We start from the raw sequence: 21,724 nt of genomic DNA, 5'->3' as shown, positions 1-21,724 counted from the left end.
GGCTCCCGCACTTGCCTTTCGGGCTCGTCCGACGACCTGACGGCCCTGATCGCCCTGGCACCGGAGCCCGCGAACAGGGAGACAGTTGCTTCTGTCGTCGTCATTGACTGGGGCACATGGGTGAGCACAGAAGCGGAACCCGCCCCGGCGGCGCGGGAAGTCGGGTGCGGGCGTCTGTGATGGGGCTATGTGCCATTACTGCGGTTGCCGTGAGATTCCGCTGATCAAGGAGTTCATCGCCGAACATGAGCGGGTCACCGATGCTGCCGGGGACGCGGTGCGGGCTCTGGGACGTGGTGATACGTCGTCCGCGCGGGAGCTGGTCGACGTGATGTCACGGGAGCTGGCCACGCACTGGCAGGGCGAGGAGGACGGTCTGTTCGCGGTGATGCGGGACGATCCGGAGTACACGGACTACATCGATGCGCTGGTCGCCGAGCACCGTGAGCTGGCCGCGCTGCTGCCCGCCTTGGATCTCGCGGACCCCACTGATGTACACCGATTCAGGGTGGCGGCCGACGAGTTGCACCGCCACATCGCCAAGGAGGAGGACGGCCTCTTCCCAGCGTCGCTGACGGCGTTGTCCGGCGACGAATGGGACGCGTCGATGGCAGCGTGGCGTGCTGCTCATCCTTAGCAGAACCAGGGGTGGACCCGGCGTCGAGGTGAGTGTCGCCCACCGGCGCGTACAGCTGAGCCGCGCTGCGTGGAGCGGAGACGATGAGGGGGTACCGGCTCGCTGCCCCCACCCGCTGAACGCAATTGACGAACCTCGCCGTGGACCTTACGGCTCCTGGGCGCTCCGGGTCGTGACGTGGGGACTTCGCCGGCGGTCCGGCCACCGGCGGCGTGGCTCCGCTCGCCGCGCATCGTCCGCGGTGTCGTCCGGCTCGCTGAACGCGATCAAGCCTGGTGTGGGGCTCGCGGCAGGAAGCGCCTGTCATCCGGTTGCCGATGACACATCTCGTCCGAGGTGGGTTCTGGCCTCGACGGCGATGAGGAGAATTCGGTCGAAGGTGCGAGTCGCCCTGTCGGCGTAACCCTCCGATAATGGATGGTATGTCTCAGAAGACCGCAAAGAATGCACATGGGCCGTCGAAGGTGACGGTCAAGGGGCGGGACATGCGGTTGCGTACCATCGGATTCGTGGTACTAGCGGCCGTGGTGGTCTGGTTCATCGCGGCCAACACGGCTTCGGTCACGGTCCGCATGTGGATCCCGAGGGTGACGCTCCCGCTGTGGACCGTCCTCACCGTCACGCTCGTGGTGGGTGTGCTCCTCGGCCTGATCATCGCCCGCCGCCGCGCGAGGCGGTCCTGACCGCCGGTGGCGGGCGGCCGCCCCGTGATGTGTCGGGGTCGGTGCCGTGTCGGCTTTCTGCGCAGGCGGCGTGGCTGCTCGGGATGAGTTCGGAGACCGCCTCGGCCTGGCGGTCTGCCGGATCACCCGCCGCCACGTCCAAGATCTTTGTCGGGACCTCTAGGCCTCTGCCACGGAGGGCCCCTTCGAGGGCGCGCCCTTCGGGTACCGGACGAAGAGGACGCCCTGGACCTCGCCGTCCGGTGCGCTGTAGAAGTGCGGGGCGTCGGCCGGCCAGTGGGCGTGGCCGCCGGGGCCGGCCGTCTGTGGTGCGTCCGGCAGCCCGACGACCGCTGTTCCGGAGAGCACCATCAGGCTCTCCGTGGTGTGCGGGACATGCGAGGCCGACTCCTGGGTCGCGCCGTGGGCGATGGTGACGCGGAAGACGTCGGTGGCCGCGGCCTCGTCCTCGTACCGCTCAAGGAGGACCGCGGTGACGGCGCTGCCGGAGACTCCGCCCGCGCCCGCCGCGACTCCGGGCGGGGGGTCGTCGAGGACGGCGCTGACCGGGCGGCCGAGCGCGGTGGTCAGGGCGTAGAGCGTTTCCAGGGTGGGGTTGCGCCGACCCGTCTCGAGTTCGGAGAGCGTGCCCTTGCCGACGCCTGAGCGGCGGGCGAGCTCCGACAGTGACAGGCCGGCGTCGTGCCGCAGCCGTTTCAGCCTGCGGCCCACCTCGTCATTCAGACCCATCTGCCCGGTTCCGTCCGTTTCTGTGCCCACCGGCGCTTTGACGTGCCGCCACCTGCGTCCTTAGTGTTCCATAAACGGAACGTTCCGTTTATGGAACGCCCGGAATCCGCTCTGCCACACCCCTTTCCGGAAGTGATGCCCGCATGTCCCCGCTCGCCCGTATACGCGCCACCGCACCGCCCTCGGCTGTGGCGGCGGGGCTCATCGCGGTCACCGTCGGCGTGACCAGTGCCGCCGCCATCGTGTTCACGGCGGCCCGGGCCGCCGGGGCGGACGCCCGCGAGGTGTCCTCGTGGATGCTGGCGCTCGGCGTCGGGATCGCCGTGACCTGCGTGGGCCTGTCGCTGCGGCACAAGGTCCCGATCGTCACCTCGTGGTCGACGCCGGGAGCCGCGCTCCTCGCCACGAGCCTGAGCGGGGTGTCCATGGAGAAGGCCGTGGGCGCGTTCGTGTTCAGCGCCGTGCTGATCATGGTGAGTGGTCTGACGGGGTGGTTCGCGCGGATCATGGACCGGATCCCGGTGCCGCTGGCATCGGCGCTGCTCGGCGGTGTGCTGCTCGACTTCGGGACGGGGCTCTTCTCCCAGATGGGTGGCAGTTTCGCGATCGCGTTCCCGGTGTTCGTGCTCTATCTCCTCGCGCGTCGGCTGCTGCCCCGCTATGCGGTCCTCATCGCGCTCGGCGGCGGCGTCGTCGCTTCCGTCCTCACCGGGGGATGGCATCTGGAGCGGATCCAACTGTCGCTCGCGGAGCCGGTCTTCACGGCTCCCGAGTTCGACTGGAAGGTGCTGGTCAGCGTCGGCGTGCCGCTGTTCGTCGTCACCATGGCCTCGCAGAATCTGCCGGGGGTCGCCGTGCTGCGCGGGTCCGGCTACGAGGTGCCCGTCTCGCCCGTCCTGACGTGGACGGGTGCCGTGCAGGCGGTGCTCGCGCCGTTCGGGGCGTTCGGCATCAACCTGGCGGCGATGACTGCCGCGATCTGCACCGGCGACGGGGCCCATCCCGACCGCCGGCGGCGCTATCTCGCGGCCGTGTGGGCGGGCGTCTTCTACCTGTGCGTCGGCCTGCTCGGCGCGACCGTCGCCTCGCTGCTCACCGCGATGCCGCACGCCCTCGTCCTGGCCGTCGCCGGGGTCGGCATGCTCGCCACGATCGAGGCGTCCTTGGCCAGCGCACTGTCCGACCCCGGATCCAGGGAGGCGGCCGTCGTCACCTTCCTTGCCACGGCCTCCGGTGTGACGCTGCTCGGCATCGGGTCCGCGTTCTGGGGGCTGCTCGCAGGCGTGCTCACCAGCGTCATCGTGTCGGTAGGACGGCGGCGCGGGGCCGCCGCGTCCGCGCCCGCCCCGAAACCGGTCACGGCAGCCTCGCGCACACCTGAGCGAACCTCCGCGTGAACACCGACCACGCCCCGACCGCCGCGCTCTCGTCGGCCATGGCCTCGGCGTGCAGCCGGTCCCTGTCGAAGCCCTGCCGGGCCAGCCGCTCCCGGTCCCACCCGGCTATCCGGTCGGCCTCCGCCTCAGGGTGAAACTGCACGCCCCAGGCTCGCTCCCCGACCCGGAACGCCTGGTGGGGGCAGGCCGCGCTGGAAGCCAACCAGGCGGCGTCCGGCGGGAGTTCGGTGATCGCGTCGACGTGCCGTTCGATCGCGGGCGCCGTTTCTCCGAGCCCGTACAGCAGCGGATCGTCGGCGGCTTCGGGGCGCAGCCGGATCTGTGTGCTGCCGAACTCGGGCTGCCCGTGATTCGCCCGTACGCCGCCGCCGGCGACCTGTGCGAGCAATTGGCCACCGAGGCAGATGCCGAGCACGGGCGAGCCGTCGTCCAGCGCCTGCGCGACGAGCCGGCGCGTGGCCGGGAGCCAGGGTGCGCGCTCGTCGTCGTCCGGCAGGAAGCCACCGCCGAGCACCAGGAGCGGCCTGCCGTCGAGCGCCTCGGGCAGGGCCTCGCCCTCGTAGGGACGCAGCACTTCGAGGCCGATTCCCGCCTTGCTCAGCCAGGCCCCGACCCGGCCGGGACCGCCGCTCCTGGTGTTCTGCACGACCCATGCGGTCTGCGGTCCCGGTGCGTACGTGGGCGTCATCGCCTCAGCTCCCTGCTCGGCATCTGCATTCGCTGCGTTGACCTCTACGTTGATCAAGGCAGCAGATCAGGGGGCGACGCGCGACGTCAACGGTCCGTGGGCCGCCCTGCTTCGAGGGCCACGTCCCACCTCGCAGCCGCCGCGACCCGCAACAGCCGAGCGCCACCTGTCGGCGCACCTCGGAGCGGTCACCCCGCATCGGACTTTCTTGCCTTGTCGGCACAGCCGCATCCCTTGTCAGCTGACGCCGATGGGCAGCCCCGCTCATCAGGAGGCTCTCACCCCGAACTGACACACATCTGAGCCGGCCGACAGCACTCGCTCCAGCCCGAAGAAGCGACGCCCAGGACCGGTTCAGGTGTCTCACGTGCCCTCGGTCCAGGGAGAACGGGATCCGCAGTCCTGGCAGTTGGTGACTGCCGTCCTCTGCGATGGCTCAGGGAATATTGCGAAGTCTTGTGCCGACTTCGGTCTGCGTCCGGTCAGCGGGCTGTTGGGCGGTTTGGTGGGCGCCGACACTGATCAGGCCTGTCTCGTAGGCGACGATGACCGCCTGGACACGGTCACGGAGTCCGAGCTTGGCAAGGATGCGGGCGACGTGTGTCTTGACGGTTGCCTCGGCCAGGTGGAGGCGGGTGGCGAGTTCGGCGTTGCTCAGTCCTCGGGCCAGCAGACCGAGAACCTCCAGTTCGCGCGGGGTGAGCGAGGCGAGGTCGCGGTGGAGGGCGGTGGTGTCGCTGCCGTGCTGGGTGAACCGCTGCACGAGACGGCGGGTGATGGCGGGCGCGAGGAGAGCGTCGCCGGTACGGACCGTGCGGACGGCCGCGGTCAGTTGCTCGGGGGTGACGTCCTTGAGGAGGAAGCCGCTGGCCCCGGCGGACAGTGCTGCGTACACGTACCGGTCGAGGTCGAAGGTGGTGAGGATGATGACCCGGGGATTGTCGGTGGCGCCGCTGAGGATGCGGCGGGTGGCCTCCAGGCCGTCCATCTCGGGCATCCGGATGTCCATCAGGACCACGTCGGGACGGGTGCGGCGGACCGCTTCGACCGCTTCGGTTCCGTTGGTGGCCTCGGCGACGACGTCGATTCCGTCGGCGCCGAGAATCAACCGGAATCCGGTACGGACCAGGGTCTGGTCGTCGGCGAGGAGCACACGCAGCGGCTCGGTCACGGTGCCTCCAAGGGGATCAGGGCTTCCACACGGTAGCCGCCGGTCAGGCGTCGGCCGGTGTTGAGGGTTCCGTCGTAGACAGCGAGGCGCTCGCGCAGCCCGATCAGACCCCGGCCACTTCCGGCATGCGCGCCCGCGCCCGGTTGCCCACCGGCGTCGGTGACTTCCACCCGGAGCTGTTCCGGGCCGTATTCGATGGTCACGGCCGCGGTGGCGCCGGACGCGTGTTTCACCGTGTTGGTCAGAGCTTCCTGGACCACGCGGTAGGCGGCGAGTTCGAGGCCGGGCGGGAGAGGGCGCGTCGGGCCCGTCACGGTCAGGTCAACGGGCAGTCCTGTGTCCCGGACTCGTCCGACCAGTGTTTCCAGTTGACCCAGGCCGGGTTGCGGGGCCAGCTCCGCCGCCGTGTCGGCCAGGTCCGCGCCTGCGTTTCTCGTGTCGCCGTCGTCGGCCATGGTGAGCAGTCCCATGACGTGGCGCAGCTCGGTCATGGCCGCCCGTCCGCCCGCCTCGACGGCGAGCAGCGCCTCGCCGGCCTGCTCGGGGGAGGTCTTCATGATGGTGCGCGCGGCGCCCGCCTGGATGACCATCACGCTGACGTTGTGCGTCACGACGTCGTGCAGTTCCCTGGCGATCCTGGCTCGCTCATGCTCGACTGCCCGGCGCAGCGCCTCCGCCTGTTCGCGTTCCAGGGCGGACAGCTGGGTGCGGCCCTCATCGGTTCGGAGTTTCCAGGTACGCAGGCCGACGGCGGCCATGGCCATCGGGGCCAGGATGAGCAAGGCGATGTATTCGTTGGGGACGATCGGTGTCACCGAGTCCCCCGAGGTGCCGACCAGCACGACCGCCACCGGTAGCGCCGCCAGGGTCGCCACCCGGTACGGGCTGTACACGGCAGCGCTGTAGACGGCGATGACGAACGCGTAGAAGGTCAGTCTGAGGACACTCTGCGGTGTCGCCAGCGTCGCGGCCGTCACCACGCACAGGACGGCGAGCGGGTAGCGGCGGCGCAGCGCCAGGGCCCCCGAGGCGATCACCGCGAGGGTCACCATGAAGGCCATGCCGCCGGGGCCGGACGGGCGCGGCACGACACCCTCCACACCTGGTGCGATCTCACGCACCACGACGTTGTCGGCGTTGTCGATGCCGTAGTAGACGGTGGTGATTCCGAGTGTGAGTGCCACCAGAGCGTCGAACTGCCGGGCGCGCCGAATGGGCCGCAGAGGTGGACCGCTCGGCAGCCTCGCGTCGCGGACGGTGCGGCGAGCGACATCCCGCAGCCGCTCCGCCGTCGTACGTGCGTTCATCACGGGTTCATTGTCGTCGCCGCGCGGACCCGCGGAGTCCGTCTTGACGGCCATTGCCACCGCACCGGATACATCACTCGCCTACATCGCAGGGATGACGTTCTCGGGACTCATCCCAGCGCGGTACCGCAATGGGTTCGGGCGGGCGACGCGTGCGGGCCGGGTCCGCTCCTAGCGTTCACGCAGCCAACTGCCTGTATCCAAGGAGCCTTTCATGACCATGCCGGTGATCGAACTGCGCGAGGTGTGCCGTCGATACGACGACGGCCCGCCCGCTCTGCACGAGGTGTCACTGACTGTGCGGCGCGGCGAGGCCGTCGCGATCGTCGGCCCGTCCGGCAGCGGCAAGTCCACGCTGCTCAATCTGATCGCGGGCCTGGACCGGCCCGATACGGGGACCGTCACCGTGGACGGGGTGCGGGTGGACGGGCTGGGCGAAGCCGGATCGGCGCTCTACCGGCGGTCGAAGATCGGCATGGTCTTCCAGTTCTTCAACCTGCTCGACGATCTGACCGTCACCGACAATGTCGTCCTGCCCGCGCGCCTCGCGCGTACGGCACGTGGCGTGGCCGATCGCCGGGCAGCGGAACTCCTCGAACTGCTGGGCATCGACCGGCACGCCCGCGCCTACCCGGGGCGGCTGTCCGGCGGAGAGCGGCAGCGCGTCGCGGTGGCCCGGGCGTTGATGAACCGGCCGGCGCTGCTCCTGGCCGACGAGCCGACCGGGGCCCTGGACACGGCCGCCGGACAGGACGTCAGCAAGCTGCTCAGCGACCTCAACGCGGAGGGCCAGACCATCGTCGTTGTCACCCACGACCTGGCTTTGGCCCGGTCCTGCACGAACCGTACGGTCCGGATCGCCGATGGCCGGATCACGGAAGACGCCCCGTCGCCGGCCGTCGCCCCGGAGGCCGTCCGATGAGCGCGCTCGGCAAGGTGGTGCGCTCGGGGGTGGGACGACGCCGGGTGCAGACGCTGGTGATCGGGCTCGCCACGATGATGGCGGTGGCCGCCTCCGTCCTCGGCGGATCACTGCTCGTGGTTTCCGGCGCGCCCTTCGACGACGCCTTCGCCAGGCAGCACGGCTCCCACCTGTCCGTGCAGTTCGACGCGGGCAGGGTCAGTGCCGGGCTGTTGTCGAGGTCCAGGGACACCGAGGGGGTCAGGGGCGCGGCCGGGCCGTTTCGCACGGCAACGGTCACCCCGCGAGGGGACGAGGCGGGCCCCGGGTGGCCGATGACCGTGGTAGGTCGGGGCGATCCCGGCCGGGACGTGGACGAGGTGAAGCTGCTCAACGGGCGGTGGCCCACCCGTTCCGGCGAGATCGCGCTGTCCGCCGACTCCGCACTCATCCCGACCTTGGGCAAGCGGATCGACTTCCCCGGTCTGCCTGACGGTCCCACACTGACGGTGGTCGGTGTAGCCCGCTCGGTCACGCAGACCGCCGACGCCTGGGTGGTTCCGTCCCAGATGCCGGCGCTCACGGCGCCCGGCCGCGGCGGCTATCAGATGCTCTACCGCTTCACCACCGCGGGCACCGCCGGGCAGATCACCGTGGCCCGCAAGGCCGTTACACAATCCCTGCCCCCTCGAGTGGTCGTCGGTGACCAGTCCTGGCTCACCGTCAAGAAGACCGCTGAGCGAGACACCGCCCTCTATGTCCCCTTCCTCATCGCGTTCGGCGCCCTGGGCCTGGTCATGTCGGTGCTCATCGTCGGCAACGTCGTGGCCTCGGCCGTCGGCGCGGGAACGCGCCGCATCGGCATCCTCAAAGCCGTCGGCTTCACCCCGGCCCAGGCTGTGCGCGCCTACGTCGGTCAGGCGCTGATCCCGGCCGCCGCCGGCACGGCCCTCGGAGTCCTCGCCGGCCACCTGCTCGCCGTCCCCGTGATGGCCGAGACCGAAGAGGTCTACGGCACCTCGTCCCTGGCCCCCGCTCCCTGGGTCGACGTCGCGGTGATCGCCGGGGTGCTCGGCCTGGTGGCGGCGACCGCGTGGGCGGGTGCCTGGCGCGCCGGCCGGATGCGTACGGTCGATGCGCTCGCCGTCGGGCGCGCCGCTTCGGCGGGGGGCGGCCGGTGGGTGGCCCGCCTGGCCGGACGGCTGCCGTTGCCGCAGCCGGTCGCCCTGGGCCTGGCCCGGCCCTTCGCGCGGCCCGCCCGCGCGCTGGCCATGGGCACGGCGATCCTGTTCGGCACCATCGCCGTCACGTTCACCGTGGGGATGGGCGCCTCGCTCGGCCAGGTGATGAAAGCCAAGGCCCACGACGCCGCCGACGTCGTCGTGCCCGCGCCCATGCCGGACTTCGGACCTCAGGGCCCCGGCCCCGAGAAGCAGCCCAAGGCCGATCCGGCCGCAGTCGCCGCGGCGGTCCGGGCTGCCGCCGGAACCGGGAAGTACTACCGCGCCACGACGGTACGGGCGACCGTGTCGGGTCTGAACGGCACCACCGATGTGATCGCCTTCACCGGCGACGCTTCCTGGGGCGGCTACACCATGGTCTCGGGCCGCTGGATCGACAGGCCCGGTGAGGCCGTGGTCCCCACCCCCTTCCTGGCCGCCACCGGTACCCACATCGGCGACACCATCACCCTGAACGGGCTGGCCCAGCCGGTCACGATCCGGATCGTCGGCGAGGTACTCGACCCCCGCAACGACGGCATGCAGGTCTTCACCGACGTCGCCACCCTCACGGCCGCGCATCCCGACCCGACGGAGACGAGCCATCACGTCGCGGTCGCGCCGGGCACCGACGTGACCAGGTACGTCGACATGCTGAACAAGGACCTGGCACCGCTGGGGGTCACGGCTCAGGCCGGCGGGCTCGGCACCGGAAGCGACATGGTCGTCACGCTCAACGCGCTGTCCGCGACCCTCACACTGATGCTCGTCGCCGTCGCCGCGCTCGGTGTGCTCAACGGCGTGCTCCTCGACACCCGCGAACGCGTCCGGGAGATCGGTGTGCACAAGGCACTCGGCATGACCCCCCGGCAGACCGTCGCGATGGTCATCACCTCGGTGGTCGTGACCGGACTGGTCGCCGGCGCTCTGGGCGTGCCGCTCGGCGTAGCTCTGCATGGCTGGGTCTTGCCCGCGATGGGCGACAGCGTGGGGCTCCGTCTCCCCGACTCCGTCATCGCCGTCTACGACGCAGCCGAAGTGCTCCCGCTCGCACTCGGCGGCCTGCTCATCGCCACCCTGGGTGCATTCCTTCCCGCCGGCTGGGCCGCCAGGGCCCGGACCGCCACGGCTCTGCGTACCGAATAGGAGTCATGGACAGAGCTGAGCGGTCCTGACGGTTCTCGGAGACCCGCGTGTGCCGTCGCCGGCTGCATCCGCATCTGAGGACAGCCGGCGCCGACCCCGATGCCCATCGCCGTCGCGTCCGCGACGGCCTGAGCGACCGCGAGGGGGTTCTCTCCCCGCGAGCGGTCGGCGACGGTTGTGCAGTCTCGTTCGCCCGGACGTGCCGTCGTGAGCAAGGGGAACGAGGGGCGCAGTGGTGGATGTGACGGGACGTGTGACAGGCGACGTAACGCGTGCGTGGCAGGCCCATGAAGGGGGCGTTGCAGCATGATGCCGGTCAACTGACCTCTCTTGACCGGCATTTGGAGCGTGGATAGCTTCGTGGTCATGTGGATCAGCCAGCGACTCCGGAAGCGACGGGCCATCGATCTGATGCGCGTCGCCACCGCGGCGTGTAGCTGACACTCCTCTCTGCGCCGAGCCGGGTCTCGCCGAGTCCTGCCGCGCCGTTTCTCTTCGCCTTGATTCTCTTTTCGCGCCTCCTCTTTCACCCTGCGCAGAGGCGTGCCCCTTCGTCCCGTGAAGGCACGAATGATTCCACGTACCGTCATGCCCATATCCCTGCGCGTCGGCTCGATGGCCGCCGTCGCTGCGTCCCTCTTGCTGACCTCGTGCGCAAACACCGCACAGTCCACGGTGGCCAGTGAGAATGTCGCGGCGAAGAAGATCCCGGCAAAGGTGTCCGCGGACACCTCGATCACCGTGGGTGCGCCCGACTTCAAGGTCGCACTCGAACTGTCGGGGCAGATGGACAAACTGCCTTTCAAAGTGAAGTGGGCCAATATCAGCGGCGGTCCGCAGTGCTCCGAAGCGTTTCGGGCCAAGGCGCTCGACATCTGCTCGGCCGCGGAGATTCCGTCGATCAACGCCCACTGGACGGGCCTGGACACCAAGCTCGTGGCGGCGAAGTTCCGCAAGGACCCGATCGCGAACCCGATCTACGAGCTGGGGATCGCGCCGGGCGCACACATCAAGTCCCTCGCGGACCTGCGGGGGAAGAAGATCGCCTACAGCCCCGGGCAGGCGCAGGGGGCGCTCGTGCTGCGGATCCTGAAGAAGGCCCATCTCACCCAGCAGGACGTCGAACTCGTCGAACTGGCCAGCACCGGTGACGTCTATCCCACGGCCCTGGGGAACCGTCAGGTGGACGCCGCGCCCATCGCCGACGTCAACATCAAGCGCTATCTGACGAAATACGGCAGGGACGGCGGAACGACCATCCGGCACGGTCTCCGCGACGACCCGGGGCACTTGTGGGCGCTCACCGATTCCGTGAGCAACGCGCAGAAGTCCGCCGCCGTGCGAGAGCTCATCAAGTTCTGGGCGCGAGCGCAGGTCTGGATCGACGAACACCCGAAGGAATGGATCGACGGCTATTACGTCAAGGACCAGGGCCTGAGCCGCGCGGACGGCGAGTACCTCGTCAAAAGGTCCGGTCACCCGGACTTCCCGGCGGACTGGACGGGCGCCATCGAGCGCCAGCAGCAGACCGTCGACCTGTTGGCCAAAGAGCAGAAACGCAAGGACTTCGACGCGGGGATCCTCTTCGACCGCCGATATGAACGCGTCGCGGCCGACGCGACAGCCGGTGAAGGGAAGACGCCATGAGCAGCACGGCTTTCGACGAAAGGGTGGCGGCCGCGACCGCGACGAACGCAGCCGCGGGCCCGGTTCCGCGTACCCGCGTACGAGTGCGCAAGAAGCTCGGGCCGGGCAGGCCCATCCCGTACGGCTGGGCGCTGGGACCCCTGCTGCTCCTGGCGGTGTGGGCGGCCGGCTCCGGCGTGGGGCTCATCGACGCGCGCAGTCTGCCTGCCCCCTGGACCATCGCCGCTACCGCGGGCGATCTCATCGCCGACGGCAGACTGCAGTCCAACTTCGCGACCTCCGCCCAACGCGCCCTGCTCGGCCTGGTCTTCGGGACAGGCGCGGGTCTGCTGCTCGCGCTCGTCTCCGGCCTGAGCCGGCTCGGTGAAGGGCTCGTCGACGGACCGGTGCAGATCAAGCGGGCGATCCCCTCGCTCGCACTGATCCCTCTTCTCGTCCTCTGGTTCGGCATCGGCGAGACGATGAAGGTCATCACGATCGCGCTCGGCGTCTTCGTCCCGATCTACATCCACACCCACAACGGACTGCGCACCATCGACAACCGCTACGCCGAACTCGCGGAGACGGTGCGCCTCAGCAGGGTCAAGTTCGTCCGCCATGTCGTCCTGCCGGGGGCCCTGCCCGGATTCCTGCTGGGACTGCGGTTCGGGGTGACCGCCGCCTGGCTGGCGCTGGTCGTCGTCGAGCAGGTCAACGCCACCAGCGGCATCGGCTACATGATGGAGCTCGCGCGGACCTACGGACAGACCGACGTCATCATCGTCGGCCTCGTCGTCTACGGACTCCTCGGGCTCGTCTCCGACGCCCTAGTGCGGCTCGTGGAGAGGAGGACCCTGTCATGGCGGCGGACACTGGCGGGCTGACCGTCACCGGCGGCCCGACCGCGACCGAGGACCGCACGACGGTCCGCATCGACCATCTGGTGCGCACCCTTGGTGGGCGCCGCGTGCTCGACGACCTCGAACTCGCCATCGCGCCAGGGGAGTTCGTGGCGCTGCTCGGGCACAGTGGATCGGGCAAGAGCACGCTGCTGCGGGCGCTCGCCCGCCTCGACCACGACGTGACGGGCAGCGGCGAGCTGACCGCCCCTGACGACGTGTCGGTGGTCTTCCAGGACGCACGGCTGCTGCCGTGGAAGCGGCTCCTCGACAACGTCGTCCTCGGCCTGTCCGGCCCGGACGCCGAGGACAGGGGGCGCACCGCCCTCGCCGAGGTCGGCCTCGAGGGCCGGGAGCTGGCCTGGCCCGTAGAGCTGTCCGGCGGCGAACAGCAACGCGTGTCCCTCGCCCGGTCCCTCGTCCGCGAACCCCAACTCCTGCTCGCGGACGAACCGTTCGGTGCCCTCGACGCCCTCACCCGCATCCGGATGCACACGCTGTTGCGGCAGCTGTGCGAGCGGCACCGGCCCGCCGTGCTGCTGGTGACCCACGACGTCGACGAGGCCATCGCCCTGGCCGACCGGGTGGCCGTCCTCGAAGAGGGCCGGATCGCGGTCGACATCCCGGTGGAACTCCCGTCGCCACGTCGCCACGGCACACCCCAATACGCCGCTTTGCGGGATCGCCTGCTCGCACGCCTCGGCGTGGAGGCGACCCGTTGACCGGCCCCGGCGAAAACAGCCGGGCACTTCTCACCCCCGCACGACCCGCACGACCCGCGCGACCCGCACCGCACAAGGAGGAGAGGAAGACATGACCACCGTCGCCCCTTTCGACATCGTCAGGACAGGACCGCGCTTCGGCGCGGAGATCACGGGCATCGACCTGACCGCCCCCGTCGACGACACCACCGCCGACGCACTGCGGCAGGCATTCAGGGACCACAAGGTGCTGGTGTTCCGCGGCCAGCATCTGACACCTGATCAGCATGTGGCCGCCGTACGGGTTTTCGCCACGCCCTTCGACCACCCGACGGCCACGAAGGACCCGGCCAATCCGCTCGTCTACCCGTACAACGTGCGGCAGACCGGCAAGGCCAGCACCTGGCACATCGGCGGTCTGTGGCGCGACCCGGTCTTCGCGATCGAGTCGCTGACGTACGAGGTGGTGCCCGAGCTGGGCGGCCACACGCTGTGGGCCGATCTGCAGGCCGCGTACGACGACTTGTCGGAGCCGTTCAAGGAACTCCTGGAGTCTGTGAGCGCGGTGTACGACGGCAACGCGGAGAACTACGCGCAGGGCAGTAGGAAGACCGCGAGCGGACCGGCGATCGAGCATCCCGTCGTCCTGACGCACCCAGCCACCGGGCGCAAGGGCCTGTTCATCAGCACCTCGGCGACCGGCCTCACCGGCGTGACCCCCGCCGAGAGCAAGGTCCTGCTCGACCACCTTCTGCGGCACGCCTCTTCGCCGAACTACACGATCCGCTTCGGCTGGCAGCCCGGTGACTTCGTCCTCTGGGACAACCGCGCCACCTGGCACTACGCCGTCGACGACTACGGCGACGGGGCCCGCGTCTATCGCAAGGTGATCGGCGTGGAGCCGGAGGCGGGCCTCGTGCCGGAGGCGCGTTCCTGAATGCTCCCGGGAGAAGACCGCGCCGCCCGGCGCACCCTGCTCGTCTGCCTGGCCGCGGGCGCGACGACTCTGCTGGACCAGGCAGTCCTGAACATCGCCGTGCCGAGCATGCGGCAGTCGCTCGGGGCCGGCGCCGGGGACGTGCAGTGGATCGTGGCCGGATACTCGCTGGCCTTCGGTCTGGCACTCGTTCCGGGCGGCAGCCTCGGTGACGCGTACGGGCGCAAGCGGTTCTTCCTCCTGGGCGTGGCCGCCTTCCTCCTCGCGGGGACGGCGGCCGCGACCGGCCGCGGGCCGGGCACACTGATCGCCGCCCGCCTGGTGCAGGGAGCCGCGGCGGGGCTCGTCAACTCCCAGGTGATCGGCACCGTTCAGGACGTCTTCCACGGCCAGGACCGGGGCCGCGCCCTGGGCCTGTACGCGGTGACGGCCGGCGTGGCCGCGGCCCTGGGCCCACCACTCGGCGGCGCGCTCGTCGCGACCCTCGGCCCCGAACTGGGGTGGCGCTGCTGCCTCTTGCTCAGCGCGCCGTGCGCGATCCTCACGGTGACCCTGGCGGCGCGGTGGCTGCCGCCACCCCGGCGCACCGCTCGCGACCCTCGCCTCGACATCCTCGGACTCGCCCTGGCGTGCGCCTGCACGCTGACCTTGATGGTGCCGTTCATCCGCACACCGGGCAGCGGGGGAGAGGCACTCCTGTGGGCGGCCGCGGTGGCAGCTCTCGCGGTCACCCTGATTGGGCAACAGCGACAGCGCGTGCGACGCGGACGCCGGCCTCTGCTGCACCCCGCCCTCAGGACGTCAAAACCGTACCTGCTGGGCACCGCGGTCGCGATGGCCCAGTTCGGCGCCTCACTCGCCTCGTCGCTGGTGCTCACCGTCTTCCTCCAGGAAGGACTCGGCCTGTCCGCCCTGTGCACCGCGGCCGTCACCCTCCCCTCGGCGCTCGCGATGGGCGTCGCCTCCGCGCTCGCGTGGCGAGTGGTACGCCGCATCGGCCCGCGTACGGTGACCCTGGGCCTCAGCCTGGGCATCGGCGCCGCCTTGTCCGGGAGCGCCATCGCGCTCAGCGTGCCTGCGGCAGCGCTCCCCTTGGCCTGCGCCGGGGTGCAGTTACTGACCGGCGCCGCCGCGGGGTTCACGGTCTCGCCGAACCAGACCCAGGTCCTGCGCCACGCTCCGGCCGAAGCGGCGGGGGTGGCCGGCGGCATCCTGCAGATGGCGCAGCGCATCTCGGCGGCGGTCTGCCTGAGCGCGGTCTCCGCGGTCTATCTGCGCTCCGCCACGACGCCGCCGGAAGGCAGCGGCCCCCGATCCGCGTACGCCCTCGCTTCGTGTGTCTGTGCAGGCCTGCTCGCGGTGGCCCTGGTGCTGTCACGCCTGCGCACTCCCGTGCCCGAACGACAACCCGCACGCCCGATGACCGAGGCGGCGAACGGCCCCGCCGCACGCGAACCCGCCACACCCCAGAACCACTTGTCCCCGGATACCGGCACCGCCCGATTCCCCGCTGCCCCACCCGAGCCCGACCGACGATCGGACGCATCATGAGCCCGCAATTCCTCTGGTACATCCCCAACACCGTCCAGCCGGGACACCGCGGTGACGACACGACATCCGGCTGGGGATCCATCGAGTACTCGACCGAGCTCGCCCGCACGGCAGAGGACCACGGCTGGGGCGGCGCCTTGCTCGGCACCGGGTGGGGACGCCCGGACACGTTCACCCTCGCCACCGCCCTGGCCGCGCGCACCACCACGTTCAAGCCTTTGGTCGCCGTCCGTCCCGGCTACTGGCAACCCGCGAACTTCGCCAGCGCCGCCGCCACCCTCGACCAGCTCAGCCGCGGCCGCGTCCTGGTCAACATCGTCAGCGGCCTCGACAGTCCGGCCGCCTACGGCGACACCACCGTCGACCCCGCCTCACGCTACGCCCGCACACGAGAGTTCCTGCATCTCGTACGGCGCCTGTGGACCGAGGAGAACGTGACGTTCAACGGTGAGTACTTCCAGGTCACCGGCTCCACGGTGAGCCCGCCTCCGTACGTCACCGGCGAGCGGACCCATCCGACCCTCTACTTCGGCGGCGCGTCCGAGGCCGCCGAACGCGTCTCGGCGGCCGAGGCCGACGTCCAGCTCTTCTGGGGTGAACCGCTGGAGGGAATCGCCGAACGCATCGCCAGGCTCAAGGGCTTGAGTGAGCAGGTGGGACGCCGGCATGAGTCACTGGAGTACGGACTGCGGATCACCACCGTCGTCCGTGACACCACCGAGGAGGCGTGGCGCGCGGCGGAGGAGAAGGTCGCGAAGATGGCGGCCGAGGCCGGCGAGATCGGCACGTGGATGGGTAACCGCAGGACAGCGGTCGGCCAGCGCCGGCTCCTCGACCTCGCCGAGCGCGGAGAGGTCCTCGACACCTGCCTCTACACCGCCCCCGGCCGGTTCGGCGGCGGGGGAGCGGCGACGACCTGGCTCGTCGGCTCCCCCGACGACGTGGCCGCCGCACTCAACGCCTACCGTGCGCTGGGCATCACGCACTTCGTGCTGTCCGACACCCCCTACAAGGAGGAGACCCGCCGGATCGGCGACCAACTGCTGCCCAGGTTGCGGGAGGACCGGGTCGTGGGTGCTGCGCCTTCACTTTGACGCGCGGTGGCCTTCCCCGGACCCGTCCGGCATGCCTCCGCCTGGGCTCACCGGCCGGTGCCGGTCGTGGGAGAGGACCTGGTCAGCGACCACACGATGAGGAGATCGAGGGCCATGATGGTGATGGACCAAGCGGGGTAGTACGGAATGAACATGAACTGGGTGATGAGGCTGATCGCCGCCACGGCGATGCCGGCCCCGCGACCCCAGGACTGGCCGGCCGCAACCCCTAGGCCGGCGACGACGAGGGCGACGCCGAGCAAGAGATGAAGCCAGCCCCACGCGGTCAGATCAAACCGGTAGGTGTACCGGGACGCCGCGAACACGGTGTCGCCTGCGATGCCGGATGCGCCCATCAGAATGCTCAGCGGCCCGCTCACCAGCAGGGCCACACAGGCGAACAGGCTCGCTCCGGTGATCGCTCCGCTGCTGTCGGGGCTCTCCGTGTTTCTTGGACCCTTGTTGGGCATTGCTGCCATGCCGTGGCCTTCCTGTCCGGCGCGGCGACTGAGGGACACCGCCCGTGCGAGGCCGGCCGCGCTCCCGTGCCATCTTCACCTCAGTCCTGCGGCGTCGCGACTGCAAGCCGCCATGCGCGGACGCCGGGCTCCTGCCCGCCGGTGCTCGGCCTCGGCCGGGAGCCGGGAGCGGCCACGGCCGGCGCAGCCGTCCAGGGCCCTTCGACCTCGGCGAATGGGGCGAACAGGCGGTGGATCGTGACGCCGGAGGCGCTTTGCGGACGCCGTCGTGCAGTGAGCAGTTCGTGCGTGGGCGCCCTGCGCTGCCGCCCAGTCCTGTGGCAGGGACGCGTCGGCGGGGTCAGGCTGGGAGCAGGGGGCCGAGACAATCATGGGAGGCGCCGTGGGCAACCTGGTCGTCGTGGGGGTGGATGGTTCGCCGTCCAGCCTCGCAGCGGTGGAGGTGGCGGCTCGAGAAGCGCGATGGCGGCGTGCCGAGCTTCGAGTCGTGTATGCCCTCTGGCCAGTGATCACGCCCGGGCCCGAGCCGACGGCTGCTGCGCCCTTCGGCCCACCCGAGGGAGTGTTGCCGGACGAGGTCGAGAGCGCGCTGACCGAGGCGCTGCATCGTGCCGCCAGCGTGGCACCTCAGGTGGAGATCAACCATGATGCGGTGGCGGGTGAGGCACTGACGGTGCTGGAGGCTCAGTCCCGAGATGCGGATCTGGTGGTCATCGGATCCCGGGGCAGGGGAGGCTTCGTCGGGATGCTGATGGGATCGACGGCGGTGTACCTGACTGCCCACGGCCACTGCCCAGTGATGGTGGTGCGAGGGGAACCGGACGCCGCCGGGCCGATCGTGCTGGGCGTCGACGGGTCGCGGGCCGGCGAGGAAGCGGTCGATTTCGCGTTCGCCGAGGCCGCGCTGAGGGGCGCTGAAATCGTCGCCCTGCACGCATGGACGCCGGACAATGTGCCCCTGCCGCTGGCTCCGCCGCAGTTGGCGGACGTGCCCCAGGCGGGCGCGGTCGCCGAGAGTGAGGAACGTCTGTTGGCCCAGGCACTCGCGGGTCGTCAGGAGAAGTATCCGCAGGTCCCGGTCAAGCACGAACTGGTGCTCGGCGTGACCCATGAGGCGTTGATCGAGGCGAGCAGGACCGCCCAGCTCGTGGTCGTCGGGGCCAGGGGGCGGGGTGGCTTCACCGGGTTGCTCCTGGGGTCGGTCAGCCAGGCACTGCTGCAACAGGCTCACTGTCCTGTCACCGTCGTCCGCGGCAAGGAGTGACGAGCTTCCTCTGAATCGGCCCATCGCCACGGAAACTCCTGTCGGCCGCAGCGAACAGCTACACGCCACGGTCGAGCAGTGGGCGGATCTCGTCGCGCCGGACCGGGGCACGAGCCGTCGGCCGAGTGGCGCGCCTGCCTCATCCGCCTCAACCTGACCCGACCCGACTCGGAGACCGTTCCTACGACGGACGCGCCCGGCCGCCGCTCGGCCGCTCGGATCCCCAGTCCCGCCCTCGGCGCTCTCGTGGCGCCCTCCCGTTCGCGCCGGCCCGGCAGTCGGGCTGACCGACCGATCCTCGCCCTCTCCCGAGACATCAACTGTTCACAATTCAGGGGGAATTGACCCCGCACGTGATCCCGTTGTTCCGACATGACTGTGGGAGTGACACTCGACACGACAGGCAACGACCTCCTCATCGACGACGCGGTGCGCCAAGCGCGCGAAGCTCGCGCCAGTGGCCTGACATCCCTCTGGTTGGGGCAGACCTTCGGATACGACTCGCCGACGCTCGCCGCGCTCATCGGCCGCGAGGTTCCCGACATCCAGGTGGGCTCCTCCGCGCTGCCCGTCTTCGGCCGCCACCCGTTGCTGGTCGCGGGCCAGGCCCAGACCGCGCAGGCCGCCACCGGCGGGCGCTACAACCTGGGGCTCGCGCTCGGCACGAAAATGTTCACCGAGGGCGCCTTCGGCCTGCCCTTCGAGCGCCCCGTCGCGCGGCTGCGCGAATTCCTCACCGCGCTAAGGCAGTTGCTGGAGACCGGTCACGCCGACTACGAGGGCGAGCTGATCACCGCGCGGACCCCGAAGCCCGCCACCGTGCCCGGCGCCGAGCCGACCGTTCCGGTCCTCGTCGCCGCCATGGGTCCGCAGGCGCTGCGCGTCACCGGTCGCCTCGCCGACGGGATCCTGCCCTACCTCGCGGGCCCTCGGGCCCTGGAGGAGCACATCGTGCCCGAACTCACCCGCGCCGCCGAGGAAGTGGGCCGCCCCGCCCCGCGCGTCGTCGCCTTCGTCCCGGGCGTCGTCACCCAGCGCCCCGACGCCCTGCGCGCCAAGGTTCACGAGGCATTCGCCTTCTACGACCAGATTCCGTCCTACGCCCGTGTCATCGAGCTGTCCGGCCACCGCCACGCCGCCGACCTGGCCGTCTTCGGCGATGAGAAGAAGCTCGCCGAGACGGTGCGCCGCTACCGCGACGCGGGCGCCACGGACGTCGTCGTCTCCGGCTCCGAACTCGACGGTGACGACGCGCGGTTGCGCACCTGGGAGGTGCTGGGCGAACTGGCCTGACCGTGCCTGCACGACCACGCCACCCGGTCATTATCCTGTGCGGAGGACTTCCCGCAGCTCCACTGCGTCGAAGCGCTTCGACAGACTTATGGACAGGCGTCCGTTGATCCCCATAGGGTCGACAGGTCGAACGGTCACGGGCAACCCGCGCCCGTCGAAGCGCTTCGCTTCGACGTCCCCTCGTCACGGCTCAGGAGAACGACATGGTCACGCTCGCAGAGGTAGCCCGGCACGCCGGAGTCTCCGCCAGCACCGTGAGCTACGTCCTCAGCGGCAAGCGGTCCATCTCCGCGGCCACCCGCGAGCGCGTCGAGAGCAGCGTCCGCAAGCTGGGGTACCACCCGAACGCGGGAGCCCGGGCGCTGGCCAGCAGCAAGGCGAACATCATCGCCCTGATGGTGCCGCTGCGCACCGACATGTACGTGCCGGTGATGATGGAGATCGCCATGGCCGTCGCCACCGCCGCCCGCAGCCATGGCTACGACATCCTGCTGCTCACCGGCGAGGAGGGTGCCGAGGCGGTGCGCCGCATAGAGGGCAGCGCGCTCGCCGACGCCATGATCGTGATGGACGTCGAGCTGGACGACGAGCGGCTGCCGCTCCTGCGTGCCGCGAACCGGCCCGCCGTCCTCATCGGTTTGCCGTCCGACACCGCCGGACTGAATTGTGTGGACCTCGACTTCGCCGCCGCCGGTGCGGTGTGCGCCGAGCACCTCGCCGAACTCGGGCACCGTGAGATCGCGGTCATCGGCGAGGCCGCCGCCGTGTACGAGCGGCACACCGGATTCGCCGAGCGCACCCTGGCGGGCCTGCGGGAGCGCAGCGCCGAGCTGGGCCTGCGACTGCTCCACCGCCCCTGCGAAGGCAGCTACGCCTCGGTCTCCGCAACGTTGTCGCGGGTCTTCGACGAGCGCCCCGGCACGACCGCCTTCGTCGTGCAGAACGAGGCGGCCACCGACCCGCTGCTCGCCCTGCTTCGCCAGTCGGGCCGCGCCGTCCCCGAGGACGTCTCCGTCGTCGCCGTCTGCCCGGAACAGGTCGCCGCGCACGCGTCGGTGCCGCTCACCTCGGTCGCGGTGCCCGCGCAGGAGATGGGGCGGCGCGCCGTGGAGCAGGTCATCGCGAAAATCGAGGGGCGTGGCTCGGACGAGGAAGTCGTGCTGCTGGCACCGGAGTTGACGGTGCGCGAGAGCGCGGCCCAGGCGCCCGCCGGAGCCTGAGCCGCGCGTCCTTCTGCGTGCGGGGTCAGCCGCTGGAGACGTTGAAGCTGTTGGTGGTGAAGTCGAGACCGCCGGCCGACGACGTGATCTCGTAGCCGAACTGCACGTCACCGATGGTCTCGTCGCCCCACCAGCCCTTGGTGTCCTTGATCCACTTGAGGATCGGCAGGATGTTCACCGTGCCGGAGGTCGAGTCCGAGGTACGAAGGAACGAGTAGACCTCGTTGGCTCCGTTGTTGCCCTTGTAGACGGTCCAGGTGTGCCCACCCAGGGTGACATCGCCTTGGGAGGTCCCGAGCGGGCCTACGGCTCCGTTGTGGTTGACCCAGAGCATGACCTCATGGCCGTAGTCGCTGTCCCAGATGTCGTACGACGTGTTGTACGCGCCGGACGACGGCACGGTGACGTTGTAGCCGCTGGTGAGAGAGGACAGGGCACTGATCGATTTGTTCACGACCTTCTTCGCGTTCGGGTAGGACTTGATGCCGCCCGTGTTGGGGTGGTCGGCCCAAACGCCCCAGTTCGACGCGGAGTTGGCCCAGATCGTCTGTGCACCCGCGCCCGAGCCCCAGATGTTGTTGTAAAGGGTGTAGCCGTCCGAGGTGGTGTAGTTGCCCCACTGGTCGGAGGAGGACCAGATCGCCGCCTGTGCGGGGGAGGTGGCGAGGGCGAGCAGTGCGCCGCCCGCGAGGACGGAGCCGAGGAGCGTGCGGCGGCGCAGTGAGCGTCTTGCTGTGGGTGCCGTGGTGTCCCTTTCCATGGTCGGAGGAGCCCCCGGTGG

The 21,724-nt window shown here is 70.3% G+C and carries 20 protein-coding genes; 14 read left to right on the top strand and 6 right to left on the bottom strand.

All coding sequences use genetic code 11. The features are described 5' to 3' along the window. Positions 1 to 187 precede the first annotated feature (187 nt). Together LGI35_RS03565 and LGI35_RS03560 are read left to right on the top strand one after the other, a co-directional pair. Positions 188 to 637, top strand: coding sequence for a hemerythrin domain-containing protein (locus LGI35_RS03565; protein WP_227292282.1), 450 nt, complete (start codon positions 188 to 190; stop codon positions 635 to 637). Between the two features lie 485 nt (positions 638 to 1,122). After that, positions 1,123 to 1,320 (top strand): lipopolysaccharide assembly protein LapA domain-containing protein, encoded by a 198-nt coding sequence (locus tag LGI35_RS03560; protein WP_227292280.1) that lies wholly within the window; start codon positions 1,123 to 1,125, stop codon positions 1,318 to 1,320. Between the two features lie 159 nt (positions 1,321 to 1,479). Here the strand turns inward: LGI35_RS03560 and LGI35_RS03555 are convergent, their stop codons facing one another. Next, the gene (locus LGI35_RS03555) at positions 1,480 to 2,049 is read right to left on the bottom strand and encodes a helix-turn-helix domain-containing protein (protein ID WP_227292278.1); all 570 of its coding nucleotides are present in this window, start codon (positions 2,047 to 2,049) and stop codon (positions 1,480 to 1,482) included. A 143-nt stretch (positions 2,050 to 2,192) separates the two neighbouring features. Here LGI35_RS03555 and LGI35_RS03550 point away from each other — a divergent pair, with 143 nt between their 5' ends. After that, positions 2,193 to 3,446 carry a benzoate/H(+) symporter BenE family transporter gene (locus tag LGI35_RS03550; protein WP_227292276.1) on the top strand — a complete coding sequence of 418 codons (1,254 nt, stop codon included), beginning with the start codon at positions 2,193 to 2,195 and terminating at the stop codon, positions 3,444 to 3,446. On the opposite strand, the gene LGI35_RS03545 is transcribed toward LGI35_RS03550, so the two are convergent. The 3 genes from LGI35_RS03545 to LGI35_RS03535 all read right to left on the bottom strand — a co-directional run bounded on the left by LGI35_RS03545 (position 3,406) and on the right by LGI35_RS03535 (position 6,612). Beyond that, complete coding sequence (locus LGI35_RS03545) at positions 3,406 to 4,134, bottom strand: type 1 glutamine amidotransferase (protein ID WP_227292274.1); 729 nt, start codon at positions 4,132 to 4,134, stop codon at positions 3,406 to 3,408. The two genes, LGI35_RS03550 and LGI35_RS03545, sit on opposite strands and share 41 nt — an antisense overlap. Positions 4,135 to 4,570: 436 nt before the next feature. Further along, complete coding sequence (locus LGI35_RS03540) at positions 4,571 to 5,305, bottom strand: response regulator (protein ID WP_227292273.1); 735 nt, start codon at positions 5,303 to 5,305, stop codon at positions 4,571 to 4,573. Continuing rightward, entirely contained in the window at positions 5,302 to 6,612 is a 1,311-nt protein-coding gene (locus LGI35_RS03535; protein ID WP_227292271.1) for a sensor histidine kinase, read from the bottom strand. The genes LGI35_RS03540 and LGI35_RS03535 overlap by 4 nt, the downstream gene beginning before the upstream one ends. Positions 6,613 to 6,826: 214 nt before the next feature. Here LGI35_RS03535 and LGI35_RS03530 point away from each other — a divergent pair, with 214 nt between their 5' ends. From LGI35_RS03530 to LGI35_RS03495, 8 genes are all read left to right on the top strand, one after another. Then, entirely contained in the window at positions 6,827 to 7,534 is a 708-nt protein-coding gene (locus LGI35_RS03530) for an ABC transporter ATP-binding protein (RefSeq protein WP_227292269.1), read from the top strand. Then, on the top strand, positions 7,531 to 9,879 hold the full coding sequence (locus tag LGI35_RS03525) for an ABC transporter permease (protein WP_227292267.1): 2,349 nt from the start codon (positions 7,531 to 7,533) through the stop codon (positions 9,877 to 9,879). Before LGI35_RS03530 ends, LGI35_RS03525 begins: the two co-directional genes overlap by 4 nt. A gap of 588 nt (positions 9,880 to 10,467) precedes the next feature. Next, positions 10,468 to 11,526 (top strand): ABC transporter substrate-binding protein, encoded by a 1,059-nt coding sequence (locus tag LGI35_RS03520; RefSeq protein WP_227292265.1) that lies wholly within the window; start codon positions 10,468 to 10,470, stop codon positions 11,524 to 11,526. After that, a complete protein-coding gene (locus tag LGI35_RS03515) occupies positions 11,523 to 12,389 on the top strand; it encodes an ABC transporter permease (protein WP_227292254.1) in 867 nt (288 codons plus the stop codon). Before LGI35_RS03520 ends, LGI35_RS03515 begins: the two co-directional genes overlap by 4 nt. Further along, on the top strand, positions 12,365 to 13,126 hold the full coding sequence (locus LGI35_RS03510) for an ABC transporter ATP-binding protein (protein WP_227292252.1): 762 nt from the start codon (positions 12,365 to 12,367) through the stop codon (positions 13,124 to 13,126). Before LGI35_RS03515 ends, LGI35_RS03510 begins: the two co-directional genes overlap by 25 nt. Before the next feature lie 91 nt (positions 13,127 to 13,217). Then, positions 13,218 to 14,042, top strand: coding sequence for a TauD/TfdA dioxygenase family protein (locus LGI35_RS03505; protein WP_227292250.1), 825 nt, complete (start codon positions 13,218 to 13,220; stop codon positions 14,040 to 14,042). Then, complete coding sequence (locus tag LGI35_RS03500; protein WP_227292247.1) at positions 14,043 to 15,593, top strand: MFS transporter; 1,551 nt, start codon at positions 14,043 to 14,045, stop codon at positions 15,591 to 15,593. Further along, positions 15,590 to 16,687: an LLM class flavin-dependent oxidoreductase gene (locus LGI35_RS03495; RefSeq protein WP_227292246.1), complete on the top strand. Its 1,098-nt coding sequence runs from the start codon at positions 15,590 to 15,592 to the stop codon at positions 16,685 to 16,687. Before LGI35_RS03500 ends, LGI35_RS03495 begins: the two co-directional genes overlap by 4 nt. Before the next feature lie 47 nt (positions 16,688 to 16,734). Here the strand turns inward: LGI35_RS03495 and LGI35_RS03490 are convergent, their stop codons facing one another. Then, on the bottom strand, positions 16,735 to 17,166 hold the full coding sequence (locus LGI35_RS03490) for a DUF7144 family membrane protein (RefSeq protein ID WP_227292244.1): 432 nt from the start codon (positions 17,164 to 17,166) through the stop codon (positions 16,735 to 16,737). A 382-nt stretch (positions 17,167 to 17,548) separates the two neighbouring features. Between LGI35_RS03490 and LGI35_RS03485 the strand changes: the two genes are divergently transcribed. From LGI35_RS03485 to LGI35_RS03475, 3 genes are all read left to right on the top strand, one after another. Then, entirely contained in the window at positions 17,549 to 18,430 is an 882-nt protein-coding gene (locus tag LGI35_RS03485) for a universal stress protein (RefSeq protein WP_227292243.1), read from the top strand. Positions 18,431 to 18,802: 372 nt separating this feature from the next. Continuing rightward, complete coding sequence (locus LGI35_RS03480; protein ID WP_227292242.1) at positions 18,803 to 19,723, top strand: TIGR03564 family F420-dependent LLM class oxidoreductase; 921 nt, start codon at positions 18,803 to 18,805, stop codon at positions 19,721 to 19,723. A gap of 203 nt (positions 19,724 to 19,926) precedes the next feature. Further along, the gene (locus LGI35_RS03475) at positions 19,927 to 20,943 is read left to right on the top strand and encodes a LacI family DNA-binding transcriptional regulator (protein ID WP_227292241.1); all 1,017 of its coding nucleotides are present in this window, start codon (positions 19,927 to 19,929) and stop codon (positions 20,941 to 20,943) included. A gap of 25 nt (positions 20,944 to 20,968) precedes the next feature. Here LGI35_RS03475 and LGI35_RS03470 read toward each other — a convergent pair whose 3' ends face one another. Continuing rightward, on the bottom strand, positions 20,969 to 21,703 hold the full coding sequence (locus LGI35_RS03470) for a glycoside hydrolase family 12 protein (protein ID WP_227292239.1): 735 nt from the start codon (positions 21,701 to 21,703) through the stop codon (positions 20,969 to 20,971). Between the last annotated feature and the right edge of the window lie 21 nt (positions 21,704 to 21,724).

The sequence above is a fragment of the Streptomyces longhuiensis genome (genome assembly GCF_020616555.1).
Classification (GTDB): Bacteria; Actinomycetota; Actinomycetes; order Streptomycetales; family Streptomycetaceae; genus Streptomyces; species Streptomyces longhuiensis.
The sequence above is the reverse complement of the archived record's forward strand: the minus strand, read 5'-3'. Positions and strand labels throughout refer to the sequence as shown.

Excerpts from the sequence above, each read along its gene's own strand:
- LGI35_RS03475 (WP_227292241.1), top strand. The coding sequence starts at position 19,927 with ATGGTCACGCTCGCAGAGGTAGCCCGGCACGCCGGAGTCTCCGCCAGC.
- LGI35_RS03500 (WP_227292247.1), top strand. The coding sequence starts at position 14,043 with ATGCTCCCGGGAGAAGACCGCGCCGCCCGGCGCACCCTGCTCGTCTGC.
- LGI35_RS03495 (WP_227292246.1), top strand. The coding sequence starts at position 15,590 with ATGAGCCCGCAATTCCTCTGGTACATCCCCAACACCGTCCAGCCGGGA.
- LGI35_RS03505 (WP_227292250.1), top strand. The coding sequence starts at position 13,218 with ATGACCACCGTCGCCCCTTTCGACATCGTCAGGACAGGACCGCGCTTC.
- LGI35_RS03520 (WP_227292265.1), top strand. The coding sequence starts at position 10,468 with ATGCCCATATCCCTGCGCGTCGGCTCGATGGCCGCCGTCGCTGCGTCC.
- LGI35_RS03490 (WP_227292244.1), bottom strand. The coding sequence starts at position 17,166 with ATGGCAGCAATGCCCAACAAGGGTCCAAGAAACACGGAGAGCCCCGAC.
- LGI35_RS03515 (WP_227292254.1), top strand. The coding sequence starts at position 11,523 with ATGAGCAGCACGGCTTTCGACGAAAGGGTGGCGGCCGCGACCGCGACG.
- LGI35_RS03525 (WP_227292267.1), top strand. The coding sequence starts at position 7,531 with ATGAGCGCGCTCGGCAAGGTGGTGCGCTCGGGGGTGGGACGACGCCGG.
- LGI35_RS03550 (WP_227292276.1), top strand. The coding sequence starts at position 2,193 with ATGTCCCCGCTCGCCCGTATACGCGCCACCGCACCGCCCTCGGCTGTG.
- LGI35_RS03470 (WP_227292239.1), bottom strand. The coding sequence starts at position 21,703 with ATGGAAAGGGACACCACGGCACCCACAGCAAGACGCTCACTGCGCCGC.
- LGI35_RS03535 (WP_227292271.1), bottom strand. The coding sequence starts at position 6,612 with ATGAACGCACGTACGACGGCGGAGCGGCTGCGGGATGTCGCTCGCCGC.
- LGI35_RS03555 (WP_227292278.1), bottom strand. The coding sequence starts at position 2,049 with ATGGGTCTGAATGACGAGGTGGGCCGCAGGCTGAAACGGCTGCGGCAC.
- LGI35_RS03530 (WP_227292269.1), top strand. The coding sequence starts at position 6,827 with ATGACCATGCCGGTGATCGAACTGCGCGAGGTGTGCCGTCGATACGAC.
- LGI35_RS03510 (WP_227292252.1), top strand. The coding sequence starts at position 12,365 with ATGGCGGCGGACACTGGCGGGCTGACCGTCACCGGCGGCCCGACCGCG.
- LGI35_RS03545 (WP_227292274.1), bottom strand. The coding sequence starts at position 4,134 with ATGACGCCCACGTACGCACCGGGACCGCAGACCGCATGGGTCGTGCAG.
- LGI35_RS03480 (WP_227292242.1), top strand. The coding sequence starts at position 18,803 with ATGACTGTGGGAGTGACACTCGACACGACAGGCAACGACCTCCTCATC.
- LGI35_RS03560 (WP_227292280.1), top strand. The coding sequence starts at position 1,123 with ATGCGGTTGCGTACCATCGGATTCGTGGTACTAGCGGCCGTGGTGGTC.
- LGI35_RS03565 (WP_227292282.1), top strand. The coding sequence starts at position 188 with ATGTGCCATTACTGCGGTTGCCGTGAGATTCCGCTGATCAAGGAGTTC.